This is a genomic window from Pirellulaceae bacterium, from assembly GCA_029243025.1.
GTDB lineage: Bacteria > Planctomycetota > Planctomycetia > Pirellulales > Pirellulaceae.
Map to the genome: position 1 here is coordinate 23,172 of JAQWSU010000005.1, position 17,345 is coordinate 40,516.

The 17,345-nt window shown below is 52.7% G+C and carries 14 protein-coding genes; 6 read left to right on the forward strand and 8 right to left on the reverse strand.

The features are described from left to right. Positions 1 to 415 precede the first annotated feature (415 nt). Together P8N76_01810 and P8N76_01815 are read left to right on the forward strand one after the other, a co-directional pair. Entirely contained in the window at positions 416 to 1,162 is a 747-nt protein-coding gene (locus P8N76_01810) for a gamma-glutamyl-gamma-aminobutyrate hydrolase family protein (GenBank protein MDG2380385.1), read from the forward strand. Between the two features lie 105 nt (positions 1,163 to 1,267). Then, positions 1,268 to 2,581, forward strand: a complete 1,314-nt coding sequence (locus tag P8N76_01815; protein ID MDG2380386.1) for an anhydro-N-acetylmuramic acid kinase — start codon at positions 1,268 to 1,270, stop codon at positions 2,579 to 2,581. Positions 2,582 to 2,748: 167 nt separating this feature from the next. Here P8N76_01815 and P8N76_01820 read toward each other — a convergent pair whose 3' ends face one another. From P8N76_01820 to mch, 5 genes are all read right to left on the reverse strand, one after another. Then, positions 2,749 to 3,105, reverse strand: coding sequence for an STAS/SEC14 domain-containing protein (locus tag P8N76_01820; GenBank protein MDG2380387.1), 357 nt, complete (start codon positions 3,103 to 3,105; stop codon positions 2,749 to 2,751). A gap of 20 nt (positions 3,106 to 3,125) precedes the next feature. Continuing rightward, positions 3,126 to 3,617, reverse strand: a complete 492-nt coding sequence (locus tag P8N76_01825; protein MDG2380388.1) for a DUF1269 domain-containing protein — start codon at positions 3,615 to 3,617, stop codon at positions 3,126 to 3,128. A gap of 558 nt (positions 3,618 to 4,175) precedes the next feature. Beyond that, entirely contained in the window at positions 4,176 to 5,438 is a 1,263-nt protein-coding gene (locus P8N76_01830; protein MDG2380389.1) for an endonuclease/exonuclease/phosphatase family protein, read from the reverse strand. Positions 5,439 to 5,570: 132 nt separating this feature from the next. After that, on the reverse strand, positions 5,571 to 6,440 hold the full coding sequence (locus P8N76_01835; protein MDG2380390.1) for a RimK family alpha-L-glutamate ligase: 870 nt from the start codon (positions 6,438 to 6,440) through the stop codon (positions 5,571 to 5,573). An 11-nt stretch (positions 6,441 to 6,451) separates the two neighbouring features. Beyond that, a complete protein-coding gene (gene mch, locus P8N76_01840) occupies positions 6,452 to 7,405 on the reverse strand; it encodes a methenyltetrahydromethanopterin cyclohydrolase (GenBank protein ID MDG2380391.1) in 954 nt (317 codons plus the stop codon). Between the two features lie 133 nt (positions 7,406 to 7,538). On the opposite strand from mch, the gene P8N76_01845 reads away from it, so the two are divergent. Next, the gene (locus tag P8N76_01845) at positions 7,539 to 8,207 is read left to right on the forward strand and encodes a metal-dependent transcriptional regulator (protein MDG2380392.1); all 669 of its coding nucleotides are present in this window, start codon (positions 7,539 to 7,541) and stop codon (positions 8,205 to 8,207) included. A 1-nt stretch (position 8,208) separates the two neighbouring features. Here P8N76_01845 and P8N76_01850 read toward each other — a convergent pair whose 3' ends face one another. The 3 genes from P8N76_01850 to P8N76_01860 all read right to left on the reverse strand — a co-directional run bounded on the left by P8N76_01850 (position 8,209) and on the right by P8N76_01860 (position 12,351). Beyond that, the gene (locus tag P8N76_01850) at positions 8,209 to 9,741 is read right to left on the reverse strand and encodes a hypothetical protein (GenBank protein MDG2380393.1); all 1,533 of its coding nucleotides are present in this window, start codon (positions 9,739 to 9,741) and stop codon (positions 8,209 to 8,211) included. Positions 9,742 to 10,050: 309 nt separating this feature from the next. Then, positions 10,051 to 11,802, reverse strand: coding sequence for a TIGR03545 family protein (locus P8N76_01855; GenBank protein ID MDG2380394.1), 1,752 nt, complete (start codon positions 11,800 to 11,802; stop codon positions 10,051 to 10,053). A 3-nt stretch (positions 11,803 to 11,805) separates the two neighbouring features. After that, positions 11,806 to 12,351, reverse strand: coding sequence for a TIGR03546 family protein (locus P8N76_01860; GenBank protein MDG2380395.1), 546 nt, complete (start codon positions 12,349 to 12,351; stop codon positions 11,806 to 11,808). 639 nt (positions 12,352 to 12,990) lie between these two features. Between P8N76_01860 and P8N76_01865 the strand changes: the two genes are divergently transcribed. The 3 genes from P8N76_01865 to ileS all read left to right on the forward strand — a co-directional run bounded on the left by P8N76_01865 (position 12,991) and on the right by ileS (position 17,343). Beyond that, positions 12,991 to 13,260: a hypothetical protein gene (locus P8N76_01865; protein ID MDG2380396.1), complete on the forward strand. Its 270-nt coding sequence runs from the start codon at positions 12,991 to 12,993 to the stop codon at positions 13,258 to 13,260. Between the two features lie 50 nt (positions 13,261 to 13,310). Continuing rightward, entirely contained in the window at positions 13,311 to 13,745 is a 435-nt protein-coding gene (locus P8N76_01870) for a hypothetical protein (protein ID MDG2380397.1), read from the forward strand. A gap of 223 nt (positions 13,746 to 13,968) precedes the next feature. Then, positions 13,969 to 17,343, forward strand: coding sequence for an isoleucine--tRNA ligase (ileS, locus tag P8N76_01875; protein ID MDG2380398.1), 3,375 nt, complete (start codon positions 13,969 to 13,971; stop codon positions 17,341 to 17,343). Positions 17,344 to 17,345: the final 2 nt, after the last annotated feature.

Genomic DNA, 17,345 nt, shown 5'->3' on the forward strand with positions numbered 1-17,345 from the left:
AATTGACATCGCTAGCCCTGCTTGCACAGGATGTAGGGGGTAAACAGGTCAAGCACGCAAAATATGCGGACTCTATTGCCCTATTGTTAGGATTCGTTACTGTCAAAGGCGACTTACATCTTCTTTCGCGGAGGACACGGCATTCGGCAAATTTCAGGGAGGGTATGACCCCCGACAGAACGATCGATGGAGGTTTTGGCATCACGAAGGGTGCCAAAGCTAATTCGTAGGTTGACCGTCAAGGACGACGCGTCGCTGAGACCACGGCCTCCCGCTGTGGCTTTTCGGCTTATCGCTCACGACGCCACCAAGCGTCGATTCGGTTAACGCGAATTGATCGTAGATTTGCTTTCACAGTCCCAGCAGGATTGGGATCCGCTTCCTCAGTTATTTCTGATGCGAAAGGAATTGTTTCATGTCCAGGAAGCCACTAATTGGTTTGAATTTAGATTTGGTTGCCGCCACGCACAACCACCCCGCTTATTCGTTAATTTGTTCCGGCTATTACGATGCCATCAGCGCAACCGGAGGGCTTCCGGTTCTTATACCCCCATCGGATGACAACGACGACTTGAGCGAAACCCTTGACCGTTTAGATGGATTTGTCCTCGTAGGCGGTCGTGATCTCGATCCACGCAACGACGGTTTCATGCTTCATCCCACAGTGCGAGCGATGGAATCGCGCCGCGAGGAATTCGATCGTCGGCTCTGTCAGATGATCTGCGATCGACACCTGCCGGTGTTTGGCGTGGGCGTTGGCATGCAAATGTTGAATGTCACCATGGGCGGAAATCTGTTCCTCCACATTCCGGAAGATCTGCCGAAAGCGATTCCGCACAAAGATCCACAAGATTCGTCCCATCGCCATGGTTTGGTCGTCGAGCAAGATAGCGTGATGGAGCGTGTCTACGGAGATGGAGAAGTTCGAGTGAATAGCCTGCACCACATGGCCGTTGATGAGATCGCTCCTGGATTCGTCGTAACGGCACGCTGCCCCGATGGGGTTATCGAAGCGATCGAATCGAGAATTGATGGTTGGTTCGCCATGGGGACTCAATTCCACCCGGAAGCTGAATCAGCCTCGGCTTTAGATGTTCGAATCTTCGAAGAGTTTATCTTCGCCGTGAAAGGCGAACCTGCCGAGATGCGCATCGTGGCCTAACCCAGCGTGGAACGATCACCCGCGACTCGTTGATTATCAATCACGCCATGGACGGCGCAAAAATCACGAGTCCCCCTTGATGAACTGTGCGTGAACGGGACGTTTATGACAGCATCTGCCAGAAACGCGTTGCCGCTGGAGCGTCATCAAGCGGCTGATTCTGGCTCGCGACCGATTCGTTACTTCATCGGCCTTGAGTTGATTCATAGCCGTTTGGAAATCGAAGCTGCCCTTGTGAGGGTCACGGGCCAAGGTTTGTCAGCTGACTTACAGGTGATCGATACGGTCACCACTCAGGATCAACGTATTGAACTTGCTCTCTCGGTCGGCGAAAACCAGCAGACGACCTCAGAGGCTGCCTTATTTAACGAAGCGGCCCAATCGGCCTACCTGACAGAGGCGGCGGCTGATCTGGTGCATTCGATCACCGCTCGCTTCAAATTAGACGACGGACTCATCCTGGCTTGCGTCTTACACAACTTCGGCATTTGGTTCAACGACCCAGTCGATGGCTATCATTACTTGCCGCGGTGTGACACGTCGTTACTTTCCAAAATCACAGGCTTAACCATTATTGATGATCTGCCCGGCCGAGATCGAGCCTACGGAGGTCATGGAGGTCCTGTGGAAGCCATCGGAATTTGGATGCTTTTGGCGGACCGCGGCCAGATCCCCGGCCGACGCATCCGGGCGGTCGTGCAATTCGATACCACGTTACGATTATTGCTGCTACCACCTCGGCAGCCGCTCCAAATCCCCAACCATTTAATCTGTCATGAACTAGGGCCGGGCCAATCGCTGCTCGACCAAATCCTGCTTGAGCTCGTCGACGAGTCCGTTTCCGACCCATACGGCAAATTGGCCGTCCAAGGACGGCATCGTCCCACCCTGCTGCAACGATGGGAGCAACTGTTTAATGAGACGAGTTCCAACTGGTCACCCCACGGTCCTGCGACCGATCCATGGATCCAAGTCTTGCGCGACTGGTCACAAACACAATCGATTTCATTGCATGATGCACTTTGCACGGCCATTCAGATGCTGACTGGTCGCTTGGCTCAACATGTCAAACACGAATTACCTCGATCTCAGCCAGTCGGCCAAATCATTCTCGCGGGGGCCGGACACACCAATGCATTTTTCGTTCGAGAACTGCAACAAAGATTACCGGAAGTGGAGATCGCATTTCTCGAACCAGACAAAATACTCCCAACTCCGTCTCTAGGAGCCGCAGCCGCCGCCGTCCTGGGCCAACTTCATCTGGACCAAATTCCTGGCAATTCGCCCGCATTGACCGGAACGGATGTCCCCCGCGTTCTCGGCCGTTTGACTCCAGGCAACCCGGCCAATTGGCACGAAGTGCTGGCTAATTTAGCGAAAACCCTGCCGGCCAAGCTTCCGTTGCGCAGCGCGATCTGAGGCAGCGCGATCTGAATTTGGCCCGCGGCTTCAATTCAGGCTAACCCCGCAAGAAAGCAAGATGGGCGATCCGCTGCCCAGCCTTTCCATCCCAATATTTTGCGACCGCTGACGTCGAATTCAGGAAACGCCAGCGGGGATAACTGCCGAGCGACGCCACGACAACGTCACTCCTTAATCCAGTCGCGCGCTTCATCAATGCGGCTGGAATCAAAGTACTGGATTTTTGCGGTGGTAAATGGCTTACAGAACATCGCCATTCCCGCTTCCCACTTCGATTCACCGACGATTGCAATCCGTTCGATATCATGCCAATGCTTGCAGTCGAATTTGATATCTTCCCACATGGCACCCGCCGTCCAACCATGAAAATCATGCATCTGGAAGAGGATGTGAAGCTTGCCGTGCGCTTTGATATGGGCATCAATCGCAGGTACAAGTTCTTCATAGTTTTCTTTGGTCAGCTTGCCCGTGGCGCTCACTTCAATCACGTTACCGACCGTCTTAATTTCGATCCCATTCATCGTTCGAACACCTTTTCTAGCTAAGCATTTTTGTGATCCAGGGCAGCCTGCAGTTTCTCTTCGTCTTCGTGAGTCAGCGAAGTCTGCAACAATTTGCCCCCATACTGCTGCAACTCCTCAACGACTTTGTCTGGAGTCGCTTTTCGCACCAATACGAACAATACCGATGAATTGGGCTTCATCGCATCGGCCAATTCCTTCATGTAATCATCACTGATCCCTACATCGGAGAGGGCTCCCGACAGCCCACCTGCCGCAGCTCCAACCGCTAGACCGAACAGCGGATTGAGAAAGATCATACCAACTAGCGTCCCCCAAAAACCACCGGTCACGGCGCCCATGGCTGTGAGATTATGAGCTTGGTGAAGCTTAATTTTTCCGTTTTCATCCTTTACCGCCACGACGGCATCTTCCATATCAATCAAGTATTCTTGTTGCAATTTGACTAACGCCAAACGAACTTCTGTTGCCTTGTGCGGATCGTCGTAAGCGATGGAAACAAAGTCTGCCATGGGTTCTTCTCCTCGATTCTAATGACTATTAACTTGAAATTGCCGAATTACGACAAAGGAGCGGAGCCAACCAGGAAAATTTCCCGTTCCCATTCAATTTTTTTTCACGGAACGGGAACAAATGGACCACTCACCAAGCCGAGTTCTCGCCGGCCAACTCGCCGGCCAACTCGTGACCAGAAAATGGTTGGCATAGCGGGGAAATGAAATTAGGGAGTATTTCAACGTCTGTTACTAAATCGACCCACGCGATCTCGTCTGGCAACCCGCGCGTCAGCCCTGATCGCCGACCGTTATTGACCAGTGCACACATCGACCGTTGCAGATCAAACATGCTTTTCCTGAATCTTGTCGCGGGGGGTCCGAAACAACCTTCGAAACCCAAGCCGACAGGCCTTCCACACAAATCAGAAAAACTCCAGGTGAGAGCCTAAACTCTCAATGGGTGGAGGATCCTGCCCATCTGCTCGCTGTGAGTCTCGGCAGGATTCAGCCCTTAATGTAGCCAGATTAGTGCTACTGAACAGGGCCATGACTCGCATTCAAGGGCAGGCCCGATCAATTCAACCGGAAACGAGCGTAGACGGGGTTATGATCAGATCCGCCTGACTCCACCGTACCGTCCAGAATCTGGTAGGAGCCCGTTACGAATGATTTTGCCATCGCCGGCGAAGCGAAGATAAAATCGATCATCGATTGGTAGGGCCGGCGATTGTACGTCACACGATCCGACTGACCATCGAGCAGCGACTGAAGCGAGTTTTGGGGGGAAGCCAACATACGTGAGATCGTCGCACTTTCCAGCGTATCGTTGAAGTCTCCGCAGAGCAGGATACGAGCGGTCGGATGATTGGCGACTGCATCGTCATAGATTTTGCGAATCTGAGTCACCTCGGAAAGCCGGATGGGTTCAGCGGCCTCACGACCACCCGAGTTACTTTTGAGGTGGACGACCCAAACTTCGAACGGAGCTCCATTCCGAGGGAGAATTTCAACTTGCAACAAGTCGCGGCTCAGTCGTCGAGGCTTGCCGCGGGCATCGACAAACGTTTTGTGACGATGAGACGAGACGCGACCAATTGGCACGCGTGAGAGGAGGGCCACGTCGATACCGCGTGCGTCGTTTCCTTCCAGCAAGACGACATGGCGATAGCCGGACTTCGCCAAGAAAACATCCACAAAACGTTGCAAATAGCCGCGTGACTCAACCTCCTGCAACGCGAGTACATCCGCGTTCATCGCACGAATTCTAGCTGCCGCTTTGGCCAACTGCGCTCTCGGCTTCGCCGCGGTCGATTCGTCTGATCGATAAGGGTCATCACGATCGTCAAATAAATTGAGGAGATTAAAGCTACCAACCGTCAGCTCATTTTTCGCTGGCGGAACGTTCGACGCTGCTGAAATCGAAACGAATTCTGGCAACTTGTCCAACACCTGGATCTGCTCTGGAGCACTGACAACGATCTGGGGCACGTCTCGATAAAGCGACACTCGACCTCGAACGCGAATGAGTTTGTTTTCGTAAAGAGTTTCCAGGTCGGGTTGAAACTTTGCCATCGCATCTTCAAACAGAACCACACTGAAGACATCTCGTCGTTGACGATCGAAATTCAAGAAATGAACACGTTTCGCATGGCCCACTCGCAGAACTCGGCCCACGACCGCGGCCGTGCGACCGATGACTGACTCCGCGTTCTCCCAGGAAACGACAGGCAATCCCTCATCGGGCCGAATCGGTGGATCCGCATTCACGCACTGCCCCACGACCAACAGGAATGGGAGGCAGAAACAGGGGATAAAACGATTTTTCTTTGCCATCATCGCAGGATGCCACTCAACTTATCACTGTTCTTCACAACTTGTGAATCGTCGATTTAAGCACAAGCATCGTACAATTACCAACTACAAATTTTTCCGAAACGGCTCAGACACGTTCAAAACATGGAGAAACCCTTAACGGGCGAGAAAGCGAAGTACTTGGGCCGCGATATCAACGTCTAGCGTGCGCGCGAGGGCGCGCCAACCAGGAACCGCATTCACCTCTAAAATGTACCTCTTACCGTCATTTCCTGGCAGCACATCGACGGCGAGCAGTGGCGCATTGACGGCCTCTGCAGCCTGAAAAGCGATCTGGGTCAGAGATGCGTCCACATCAATTCGCTCGGCTTTTCCGCCGAGACTGATATTTGTTCGCCAGTCATCAACGGTCTTTCGTTTCATTCCGTATATTTCTTTTCCGATCACCAACAAGCGTAAATCGTAGCCAGGATTCGCAATAAATCGCTGCAAATAGATGACCGCTCCGATGCTCGTCAAAGCCTTGAATGTTCGCCAAGCAATCGCCGCATCCGTAATGCGAGTAATCCCCTTCCCTTCGCTGCCGAATAACGGCTTCACCACCACATCCTGTCCCAACGACTGAAACCCACGCATTGCATCGTCCACCGTTTGGGCCACCCTGGTGGCGGGGGTGGTTAAACCCGCCTCTTCAAGTAACGCCGATGCAAGATATTTGTCGATGGCGATTTCAAGGCAACGGGGCGGATTAACGATGCGTCCCCCTGCCGCCTGGAGCCGGTGCAGGGCATTCATCCTAAAAACAATTTGTTCCAACGTGCCGGGCGGCATCGATCGAACAAGAATCGCATCGAAGTCGCTCAAATCAACGTTGTCAGCCGCCTGAAACCAGGGCGAGACATCACCAAATCCCACGCCAAGCGTCGTAAAGGGCAAGGCCACCATCTGACTGCCACAACTTTCGGATGCTCGTTGCAAGTCACGAAAGTACCAACTTTCGGCAGCTCCCAAGACAGCAACCCGCATGTTATCCGGCACTAAACAGAGCCCCCCAAAAACGAGGCAGCGAGAATATCGTGCCGCGTCGCACCTGCCTGATGAACTCGCCCGCTCTCAAGATTGATCAGGCGAATCACGGCTGGACTGAAAAGGTGCGGGTCAATTTTATAAAAGTCGTTGTCGTAGCGGGCAAAGATTTCTGAGAACGGTTCACCAAAATCAGAAGAGGCACAACTAGGCACTTGATTGACAATCTGAGCAAGTGCATCATCATCACCCTGCACCCACAGCGTGACACAAGCACCATACAAAATGGCGTCGTTGGTCCTGCCAATGCCCGCCAGATCGTTCGCGGCGACCGGTGGTAAGGGAGCGACTCCCCAACCGCTGCGGATTTTAAAAAGATCAAAGCCAATTTCATACAATTTGTGCAACGCCGTTTCAACACTTCTTGCCACAATCTGCAAGTTGCCGGCTTGGCTTGAAGTCGGAGCAACACATAACTGCACTTCACTAGCAGCCACACCACAGCGACTGGCAATCCATTCGGTCACCTCTTCCGTTGGCAAAGTCGCCGTCTCCAGGACTCCGATCGCGTTATCCGCTGCTTCTCGACAATTGAGTCGCTCGAACAACTCTTCAGAACCTGCCGCCGCTCGCATGGGCCCGGACCCCATCGCAAAATAATTGGGCGGATTGATCTGCCATCCGGCGTATTGTGAAGCCATACACGCTGCCACAGGATGATCCGTCATCACTTGAACTGAAGTCCCAGTGGCGGGGATGTTTTCGTCAGACTGCAAGAAAATATCAGCCAGTCCCGACGTGCACACCCGAGCGAGTTGCAGGCCCGCCGCTAATCCACCCTCATGGTCCACGCCAAAGTCCCAAAGCTTCGCCTGATTGGGCAAGCGATGGGCGCCTACACGCAAAACAGAGGCTTGGGCGGCGATATTCTTACAGAGTTCGGCGGCACGTCGATTTAATTTCATGCCGACATCATGAATCACTGACCGAATCACCGCAAGCCGGCGGCTCCCGGGTTAATTCAGAACCATCCAGCGCCTAGAATACTCATCCGTCCCGTTATCGCCGGATGCCTTCAACAGCGTGGAGACTCCTCTATTGTCCACTCAGACGATTGAAAACTACATCAAGACGATCTACCAGATTTGCTCCGACAATCAGAGCGAACTAGCCGCCACCGGTGCAATTGCGGCAGCTATGCATGTCTCGCCGGGAACCGTCACCAGCATGCTCAAAACACTAAGTCAATCCGGCATGGTGACTTACACACCGTACGAGGGGGTTCGGCTGACCGAGTCCGGAAGGGCACTCGCTTTGAGAATCGTTCGGCGACATCGGCTGATCGAACTCTTCCTCGTACACACGGTCCGCTTGACTTGGGATGAAGTTCATGATGAAGCCGAAAACATGGAACACGCCGTCAGTGATCTGCTGGTGGATCGGATCGATGCGTATTTGAATTATCCACTCGTTGATCCTCACGGAGATCCGATTCCCCGAGCAGACGGCACCTTGCCCGATGCGACCAGTCATCGCTTGGCAAGTTGCGATACGGGTGTGAAATTCCGCTTGGTCCGAGTGCTCGATCAGGAGCCACAATTCCTGAGATACTTGAGTGAAATTGGACTGCCACTGGGCGCCGAGGGACGAGTGACCGCAAATCGCCTGGAAGCAGGAGTTGTGACGGTGGCGATCAATGAGCAAGAAACGTCTTTGGGACGTGAAACGGCAGAAAAACTTCTCGTGGCACCCCTCCCAACCGAGTAGATCAAGGGGTTTGGACACCGAGCAATTCCCGGTCGTCCAGGACTTCCATTAAATCGCCCAAGTCCACACCTTCGCTGGCTGCATCCGACCACATTTGTTTGACCGTTGCCACCTCGTAACGCGGTGTGACCGCCATATAGGCCCCCTTGAAAACCTTCGTCGAAACAGCTCGCTGGTTAAACCACCGGTCCGCAAGTGCCAAAGCGAGACCACTTGGTATCTGCCCACGATCGATCCGACGATTCTTACCCAACACCCGCAAGACGATGGTTCGGGGATTAACTTCGACGACGAAGACGGTCGTTTGTTTCAACGTCAACTCTGTACCTTCCACAAATTCCGTCCCATCATCGACAGCTTTCCAGAACTCACTCACATAGTCTTGGAGCATCGCGAATCGATCAACCATCGCCTCCTCTTTCGCACCCAAAGGAATTGAACGTAACTGCTGCAACAAATCTTCGCCCCGTTCGGTTCCTTGCTCGCTGAGTGCGCGATGTGCCTCAATAAGTAAGCGACGAGCTACTGCAACCTGCCCTGGAGTCAGTTCGATCACGTTCGCTGGATCGGCTGCCATCTCGAGCGAATTCGGTCGGTTCATTTCAGTATCAAGCGATTCCACCGCACTGGATAAAGAAGAACGCTCCTGCCGATCGGCCATTTTTGGTTCGGCCATTTCTTGCCGGGGCTTCGCACTGACTCCAGTCGACGTCCGGATAGATGACTCGATCTTCATTCGAGACTCTTCCGAATCGGATACGGCGGCCGCTGCTTCGCTGCTGTCGGAAACCGGGGTGCTCTCTTCATAACGATCGGACGACTCGGCTACCGGCAACGGTGAATTCAGTCCAACTCGCAACGACGTAGGATCCAGCTGCAGTATGAACCAACAAGCAGACAACATCCCTACGAAGCAAATACCGATCAAAATGAATGCCAATCGAGCGCTGACTTTCTGCTTTCGCCAGACTCGTTGGCGCGTGATTTCCCGCACCGCGGGAGAAGCACTCGAACGGCAAATCGTCGTCAACTCTTTTGACGACTCAACCGAACGCTGTCTGACCGCAGCCGAGTTGGTAATCGGCGGCGTCTGTGTTGGCGGCGTCTGTGTTGGCGGCGCTGGAACTGCCAGAGGCTCGGCAGCCAATGCAGCTTGTCGCGGCGGCGAATTCACATCCGCAAGAGGTGCCATCGGATCCAAACGGGCCCCCAAATCAGGTTCCGCGATCCCGACTTGGATTGCATCAAACTGCGATGTCTGATCTGAGACGAGACTCGCATCATACTGCGCCTTCAACTGCGGGTCAGCAAGAGAACTTCGACCTCGTTCGATTTGATCAAGCAACTGTTTCCACGCCTGGATGTGGGGCCCAGGCTTGACGTTTCGGACAGTTAACTTGGCGCGATGTGCCGCCTTTTGAATGACATCCAGATCCGCTTCAAACAAATTCAAACTTAGCAGACCGTAAAAACTGGTAGGTGCACCGGGCAACCCCAGCCAATCTCGATATGGATCAAACTGCAAATGCGGCATGGTTTTTCTTTGATCGAAAATGAAGGCGACTGCTTCAATCTTAATTTCCCGCTCCTAACAAAGCGAACAATGAAAGCTCATGGCTCCACAGAAACAGTTTTTTTGGCTCCTGACAACCAATGCAGCCGGCCAAAACGACAGCATTTTCCCCCAGAAAAACGAAGCGAAAACCGCCAAGTCGTTTCAAAATCGATTCCACTGATAAGATGATCGGTTCGAGTTGCCGATTTGGGATCCAATGCAGAAAACCTGGATGTTCGACCGACTCGTAACTCCGCATTCGGGCCACTCCCACCATCAAGAGAACACTTACTTGAAGATCTCAAGTAGCTTTTTCCCTTGCCCGATAAGTTGATCGGGTGACCCCGCTTCCGCCATCAACTGCTGCTTGATCAAGTCCAGTTGCTCATCACCGATTTCAAGCGATTCGAGTAACTCCCGCTGGTCCTCCATCAGATTCCTCTGCAAGGATCCCAACTCACGTTCGATCACTCGATTTCCTCGTTCGATTAATTCCCGTTGCCGCTCGACCAATTCAGCCTTAATCGCGGCATTCAGCGACGAAGCGATTTGGGTCCCCAAATCAGATTTCAGATTCCAGCGAGGCTGCTGGAGTTTTCCGGAGATAGAAAGCACCGCGGAAAACTGGTTGATCTCGCGCAAACTTTGCAGACGATCACCCGAAAGATATTTCGAATACTTCGGGCCAAGATGTGGCCGAAGATCTAATTCGCGCTGGCTCAGCTTGACCCAGCCTTGCAGCTCTTGGTCAACGACTTGAATTTCAGCACGAATGGCCAGCGTACCGGGAGCAATCTCCACTGCAAACTGTTGCCGATTGCCCAACACACGACCAGTTTGCTGGAGTGCCGGAATATCGATCACATAACGATCAATAGGGAGTTGGTGTCGACGATCGATGGTTGCGGTACCCACCAGATCGATCGCTCCCCGGGCTCTGACTTGCACGATCGTCGGCCTGCTGTGTCGCTTGGACTGGGGAGTCAATTCGGCAATTTGGCCAACAAAGTAAAAAGGATCGTTGCCAACTGTCCCACGACCGTCGAGCAGTAACTTTCGCACCAAGAAATCCGGAGTTGCATGATACCCCTGGAACAGCACGCTTAACCCGCGAGTCGCTTCATCTTGGTCCGCGGCCGCTTCCCCAACATCACCGGTCAATTCTCGCGTCAATTGTATCCATTGAAACGCCTTGACCAGACGCTCTGACCAGACTGGCCCCAGTAAATAGTCATTGATCGATTCCGCATCCAATGCATCAACATGGAGCTTTTCTCGCACGTAGGCAACATCATGTGCCTTCGCTTCCACCAAGGCCTCCCTATCCAGTTGCACTTGTCGGTGAAGAGCCTCCAATTGTTGTCTTGTTTCTGAGGTCTCGCGTCGCAACTGATGAATCCGTTCCACGGCAGGTTGGACAAGCTGTAGATTTTCAAGAGGACGTTCAACAATTCGTTCTACGTCGTCTTTTAGCTTCTGTCCCTCCGACTCAATCTGCTTACCCCGCAGTCGAAGTCGCTCATATTCGATTGGCCAGCGTTGCCTCAGTTCGCGGGACAATCGAATCGTGTGCAAATCACTTTCGAGATCTTGCTTAAAGGCACCTAATGATGAATCAAACCATGCTTCACCTCGCTGCTTGACTCGGTCAATGACGGACTCTCCACCTTTTCGATCGGAAGCCTCAAGCGCCCCGCTTTCATCTCGCCCCGTCTGCAAACGAAGCCCACTCACACGTCCCTCTCGAACAATCAGCTTTCGACGCAAAGCCGCATCGGTCTCCAAATCCAAAACAATCTCATCTGCCTCGAAAAGATTCTGCTGATCATTTCCAGGATCAGCGAACAGCAATCCTTGTAAGCTAATCTGCGCCGCCCCAAGATCAACCTTCACCACAGAGACGTCCACTCGCGAACCCGTGGCTGACTGACCACCGTACTTGATTACGAGATAGAGCAACGGTCCCAAGGAAAAGTAAAGGGCGGCCGTAATCGTCAACAAGATCACAACGCGAGGAATAATATATTGCCAACGTATCATCGGTCACTCCCCAGCGGTCTCAACAGGTTGGTGGACCGCTGCGCGTCGCTTTGCGAGATAATCGAACAGCGTCTCTCCCAAATGATAGACGGGATAAAACAAAGCAATTCCCAGTAAAAGACCACCGATCACCACGGTATTGTTCAAAGAGGTCCAAGGCACGATTGGCAGCTGGTGCCAAGCAGCTAAACGAACGTAGGAAGCCGGGTGGCCCAACACACGAAGCCCAATTGCGTGAGTTAGTGGATCGAGACTTGTAGCGACCAGGGAGACCAGAAATGTTGTTGTCAGCCCCACTCCCAGATTCACCCGCAGCGTGAACATCAAGATGGTGAGCGAGACGGCAATCAGGTTACCCTTTGGCAACAAGCCAATCATCAGCCCCAAAGCGATCCCCAACGCCATTTGTCGGGGCGAATTCTCGTGCGAAAAAATTCGTAACAGATCTCGAATCGGCTTGAAGTAACGCAGAATCATTAGGGAACTCCGATCATTTTCGGCGAACTGTAGTCGATTGTCGGGTCTGAGTTGTAGCCCAAGTTTTTTCATGTCCCTCGCTTCGACCAACCGAGCAGGGCCAAATCGGGCTCCGTGCACGGCTTAAAACAGCGAAAAAATCGCCCAAGCGAGCATTTATTAACTGGATTGAGCTGCCAGTTGAGCGACCAAGGGAAGAATTTGCCATCAAAACCGGATTCAGCCCATCATCCGGCAGCTGGACACCCCTAAATCACTCTTTCGCCCCATTCCACCTCAATAAACAGCTCGGGGACGACGGACAGATCGTAGGCTTTCCCTAAACAGCAGGCGCTTTTGACATCGCAACGGCCAACGAAAACAAGATTGCATTCTGACCCCCCCCCCCGTGTGAGGTGGGTTCGGACACTCGTCCGAGCCCGCCTTTTTTTGTGCGCCGACCATTGGCTGCCGCAAATTAAGAAGAGAGCTGGGTTCTACCGACTTCTCGTCGCGTCGCCCATTCGTTAAATTCTTGCTGTCGGCGGTCTGCCCACCACCCATAATTCACGGCTTCAAGACCACTGGCGGAACAAATCGAGAAGTTGCATGCCTACCAAACGCAAGCCAACGGGCTGCATCATTTCTTGACACAACGGTATATCTTAGGTACGAACACCGAACCGCTGTTCATTTGAGAAAACATCAGTCGTCCGCCCCAAGGTGAATGAGATGCTCGTTACTTTTGAACCAAATCAAGTGGAATGGCCGCAAGACCCTCCCCTGGCAATCGTTAATGCCGAATTCGAAGACTTCGATGACGACGGCGAAGACGACGAAGATTTCCACGATGACGACTTTGATGACGACTTTGATGACGACTTCGAAGAGGAAGAAGAAGAGAAATTCGATTACGGCGAGCACGAGTTTGATGCGAATCCGAATGATCCATCAAAAGACAAAAGCAAAGATAAGAGCGGGGGATTTGAAGAGGACGAATAACTCTTCCGCGGAATCACTGAAATACCATCCACCATCGAGATCCAACAGACATGAGTTCGTCGCAAGACCCAACGAAGCGTCCCGCCAAAGAGGCGCCAACGGGCTTTCATGCCGACCAGTCTCAAGATGAATTCGATTTCGAATTCTTCCGAGATGTGTTGAAACGCAGCGATGCCAACTCGGATGTCATGCGTCGCCAGGCGGAACTATTGGCACGTCGGGGTGAGTTCCAAGAGGCTTTGCAACTCGACCTGAAACTCGTGGAACGTTTCCCAAAAGATTATTTAGTGCGTTACAACTTGGCTTGCAGTCTGGCCATGGCCGGGGAGACACAACAATCCATTGCAGCGCTCACACAGGCGATCGACTTGGGCTATGACGACTTCGCTCATATCGAAGCGGATTCGGATCTCGACGCCCTTCGAGACGAATCCAGCTTTCAAGAACTGCTACGGCGGCACGGTATCAGTGACCTCGAGGCATGATTGGCATTGCGGATTTTCATGCCGTAGCGTGGCACGAGCACGCTTTTTCGATGTAGGGATCAGCAGCAACCGTGCGACTCAGTTCTGTCGATGAAACCGGCTAGACAATCCGCGTTCTTCGAACTCAATCTTTGATTAACAATGCAGGCAATAAGTCGACAGCCATGTTTTCAACCGACACGTGATCGGCTTGCAAACCGGGCGCAGCTCCAAGTAGAAGCTCATGTTTGAACCGGCTCCCAACAACGTCAGCTTTCCAAAACTCGAACTCGATATCTTGGAGTATTGGAAAGAGAATTCGATCTACCAGCAGTCGCTCAAGCAACGTCAAGACGCCCCGGCATTTGTCTTCTATGAGGGCCCCCCCACGGCCAATGGCATGCCGCATCCGGGACATTGCCTGACACGAGCGATCAAGGACCTCTTCCCACGTTATCGAACCATGCGGGGCTACCGATGCGAACGCAAAGCGGGTTGGGACACGCACGGCCTGCCGGTGGAAGTTGAAGTTTGCAAGGAATTAGGGATTCATTCCAAAGAAGAGATTGAAGAGTACGGAATTGAGCCATTCATTCAAAAATGCCAGCAAAGCGTCTGGCGTTACATGCAACAATGGGAAAAACTGACGGATCGCCTCGGCTTTTGGGTCGATCTTGACGACGCCTACGTCACCTACCATCAAAGCTACGTTGAAAGCGTTTGGTGGTGTCTCAAGCACCTCTTTGATCGAGGTCTGCTTTACCAGGGTCATAAGATTGTTTGGTGGTGGGCACAAGGTGGCACAGCATTGAGCAGCGGTGAAGTCGGGCAAGGCTATCGCGAGGTAGCAGACCCGAGTGTGTTCATCCGATTTCCCCTTCTGGATGAGACGGGACAACCGTCGGACACAAGTCTGTTGGTTTGGACGACCACCCCATGGACCTTACCGAGTAATCAATTCGCAGCCGTTCATCCAGATTTGGAATATGTGACGGTCATCGACAACGAGAGCCAGCAACAGCTGATCGTTGCAAAAGCGTTAGCTGAGACCATCGGTGAGAAGGTGAAGCATGAATTGGAAGTTGTCGCCACATGCAGCGGCCGAGATCTGATCGGACGTCGTTACCTGCCCCCCTTCGACTACTACCACGCGGAACAGGGAGAGTCAGTCGGACAACGCAAGGATGGAACGACAGGAGTTAAATCGTGGCATGTCATCGGCGCTGACTTCGTCACCATCGATAGCGGGACCGGCATTGTCCATCAGGCACCCGCGTTTGGTGAAGTCGACTATGAGGTCCTCATTGAGCAACAAGAGCGTTACGCCGAGGGTGAAGGGCCAGAGTTAATTTGTGCGGTCGGCCCCGACGGTAAATTCACGGCTGATGCGCCCAAGTATGAAGGACGATGGGTCAAAGAATGCGACAAGGACATTTCGCGTGAGCTCCGGGAACGAGGCTTGTTATTCCACCAAGAACAGTACCTGCACGATTACCCGTTTTGCTGGCGTGCTGAAGAAGATCCTCTAATTCAGTATCCGCGACGCAGTTGGTTCGTCCGAACGACACAGTACAAAGACCAACTTCTCGCAAACAACCAACAGATCAATTGGCTACCCGATCACATTCAAGAAGGACGATTCGGTAATTTCCTGGAGTCCAACGTTGATTGGGCTCTATCTCGCGAACGTTATTGGGGCACCCCTTTACCCATCTGGGTCTGTGAACAGACCGGCAAGATGGAAGCATTTGGAAGTTATGACGAGCTTTTGGAGAAGCCCGGAGTGTCAGGCACCGAAGTTTGGCAGGCAGCCAAGGCCAAGAACAACGATCTACCGGATGATTTGCGTGTTCACAAGCCTTACATCGACGAAGTCACTTACGATTCGCCCTTCGCCTCAGGGGCGAAGATGCGTCGGGTCACAGAAGTGATCGACTGCTGGTTCGACTCAGGCGCCATGCCTTTTGCTCAATGGGGCTACCCTCACCAAAACCGCGAGGCATTTGAAAACCAATTCCCGGCAGACTTTATCAGTGAAGCGATCGATCAAACACGGGGCTGGTTCTACAGCCTACTGGCGATCAGCACTCTGATGTTCGGGCCCGACGAACAGCATGAAGACAATGCCACGCCACATGCTTTTCCGCATCCCTATCGAAACTGCATCGTGCTCGGTCTGATGCTCGGCGAAGACGGTGCGAAAATGTCGAAAAGCAAGCGTAACTATCTCGCACCGGATGAGATCTTTGATCAATATGGTGCCGACGCACTGCGTTGGTACTTCTTTGCCAATCAGGCACCTTGGACGTCCATCCGCTATAGCGAACGATCTATCAAAGACAGTATCCCCGAATTCTTACTACGACTTTGGCACGTTTACAGTTTCTTTGTAATTTACGCCAACATCGACGGCTTTGATCCGGGGGAGCGACTGAACGGCCAAGTCGACCAAGTCGACCCCGACGAACTCGTGGAAGCTCAAGGCTTTCAACCAATCGCACAACGGGCTGAACTCGACCGCTGGATCCTCAGTGAACTCAATAAGACCTGCACTGACGTGACCGAAAAGATGGATGCCTACGACAGTTTCAACGCGTGTGCCAGTATCACCGCTTTTGTCGATGCATTAAGCAACTGGTATGTGCGCCGCAGCCGTGATCGTTTCTGGAGCAGTGACAAGGAGTCCCAAGAAAAACTAGACGCATACTGGACGCTTTACGAATGCTTGATCACAACCAGCAAAATCATCGCACCGTTCGTCCCTTTCCTGGCAGAACATCTTTGGCGAAATCTGACGAACGTGTTTTCTGATGGAGCAAGGGAAAGCGTCCACCTGTGTGACTTCCCGGCCGCCAACACAGACGCAGTTGACGAAAAGCTTTCGCACCAAATGCAATTAGCTCGTGAAATCTCCTCGCTCGGTCGCAGCGCGAGAATGAACGCGAAACTCAAGGTGCGACAGCCACTCGCGAAAGTTGAAGTCATCTTAGCGAATGACGACTACCTGGATTGGCTACAGAATCATGTCAGTTTGATTAAGACAGAATTGAACGTGAAGGAAGTCGAGTTCACTCGCGATGCAGAAACGTACATCAGCTACCAGATACAGCCGAATTTCAAGCGATTAGGGCCGCGTATCGGCAAGCTGATGCCCGCCGTCAAGAAACTGCTTGGCGACTCCGACGGCGGAGTTTTGATGCAAGAACTGGAGCAACACGGCAAAATCACTTTATCATGCGAAGGCCAGGAAATTGCTCTCGACAACGAAGACATTCAAATCCGGCTACAAGCCAGAGAAGGCTGGGCGGCCGCCCAGGGAACCGAATGCGTCGTGGTGCTCTCTACAGAACTGTCTGATGAGCTCCTGCGAGAAGGCTTGGCAAGAGACGTCGTGCGTCTGATACAGGATCAACGCAAACAGGCCGACTGCCAGTATACAGATCGAATTCGAGTTGAAGTGGCAACAGAATCGGACGAAGTTGGCACAGCCATCGTCGAGAATCTGGAGTACATCCAGAACGAAACTCTCGCCAGTCAGCTCGATGTCGTGACAAGCGGAGAGGGCGAGGAGCTGGAGATTGGCTCCCATCAATTAAGAATCCAGATTGTTGTGGAGTAATC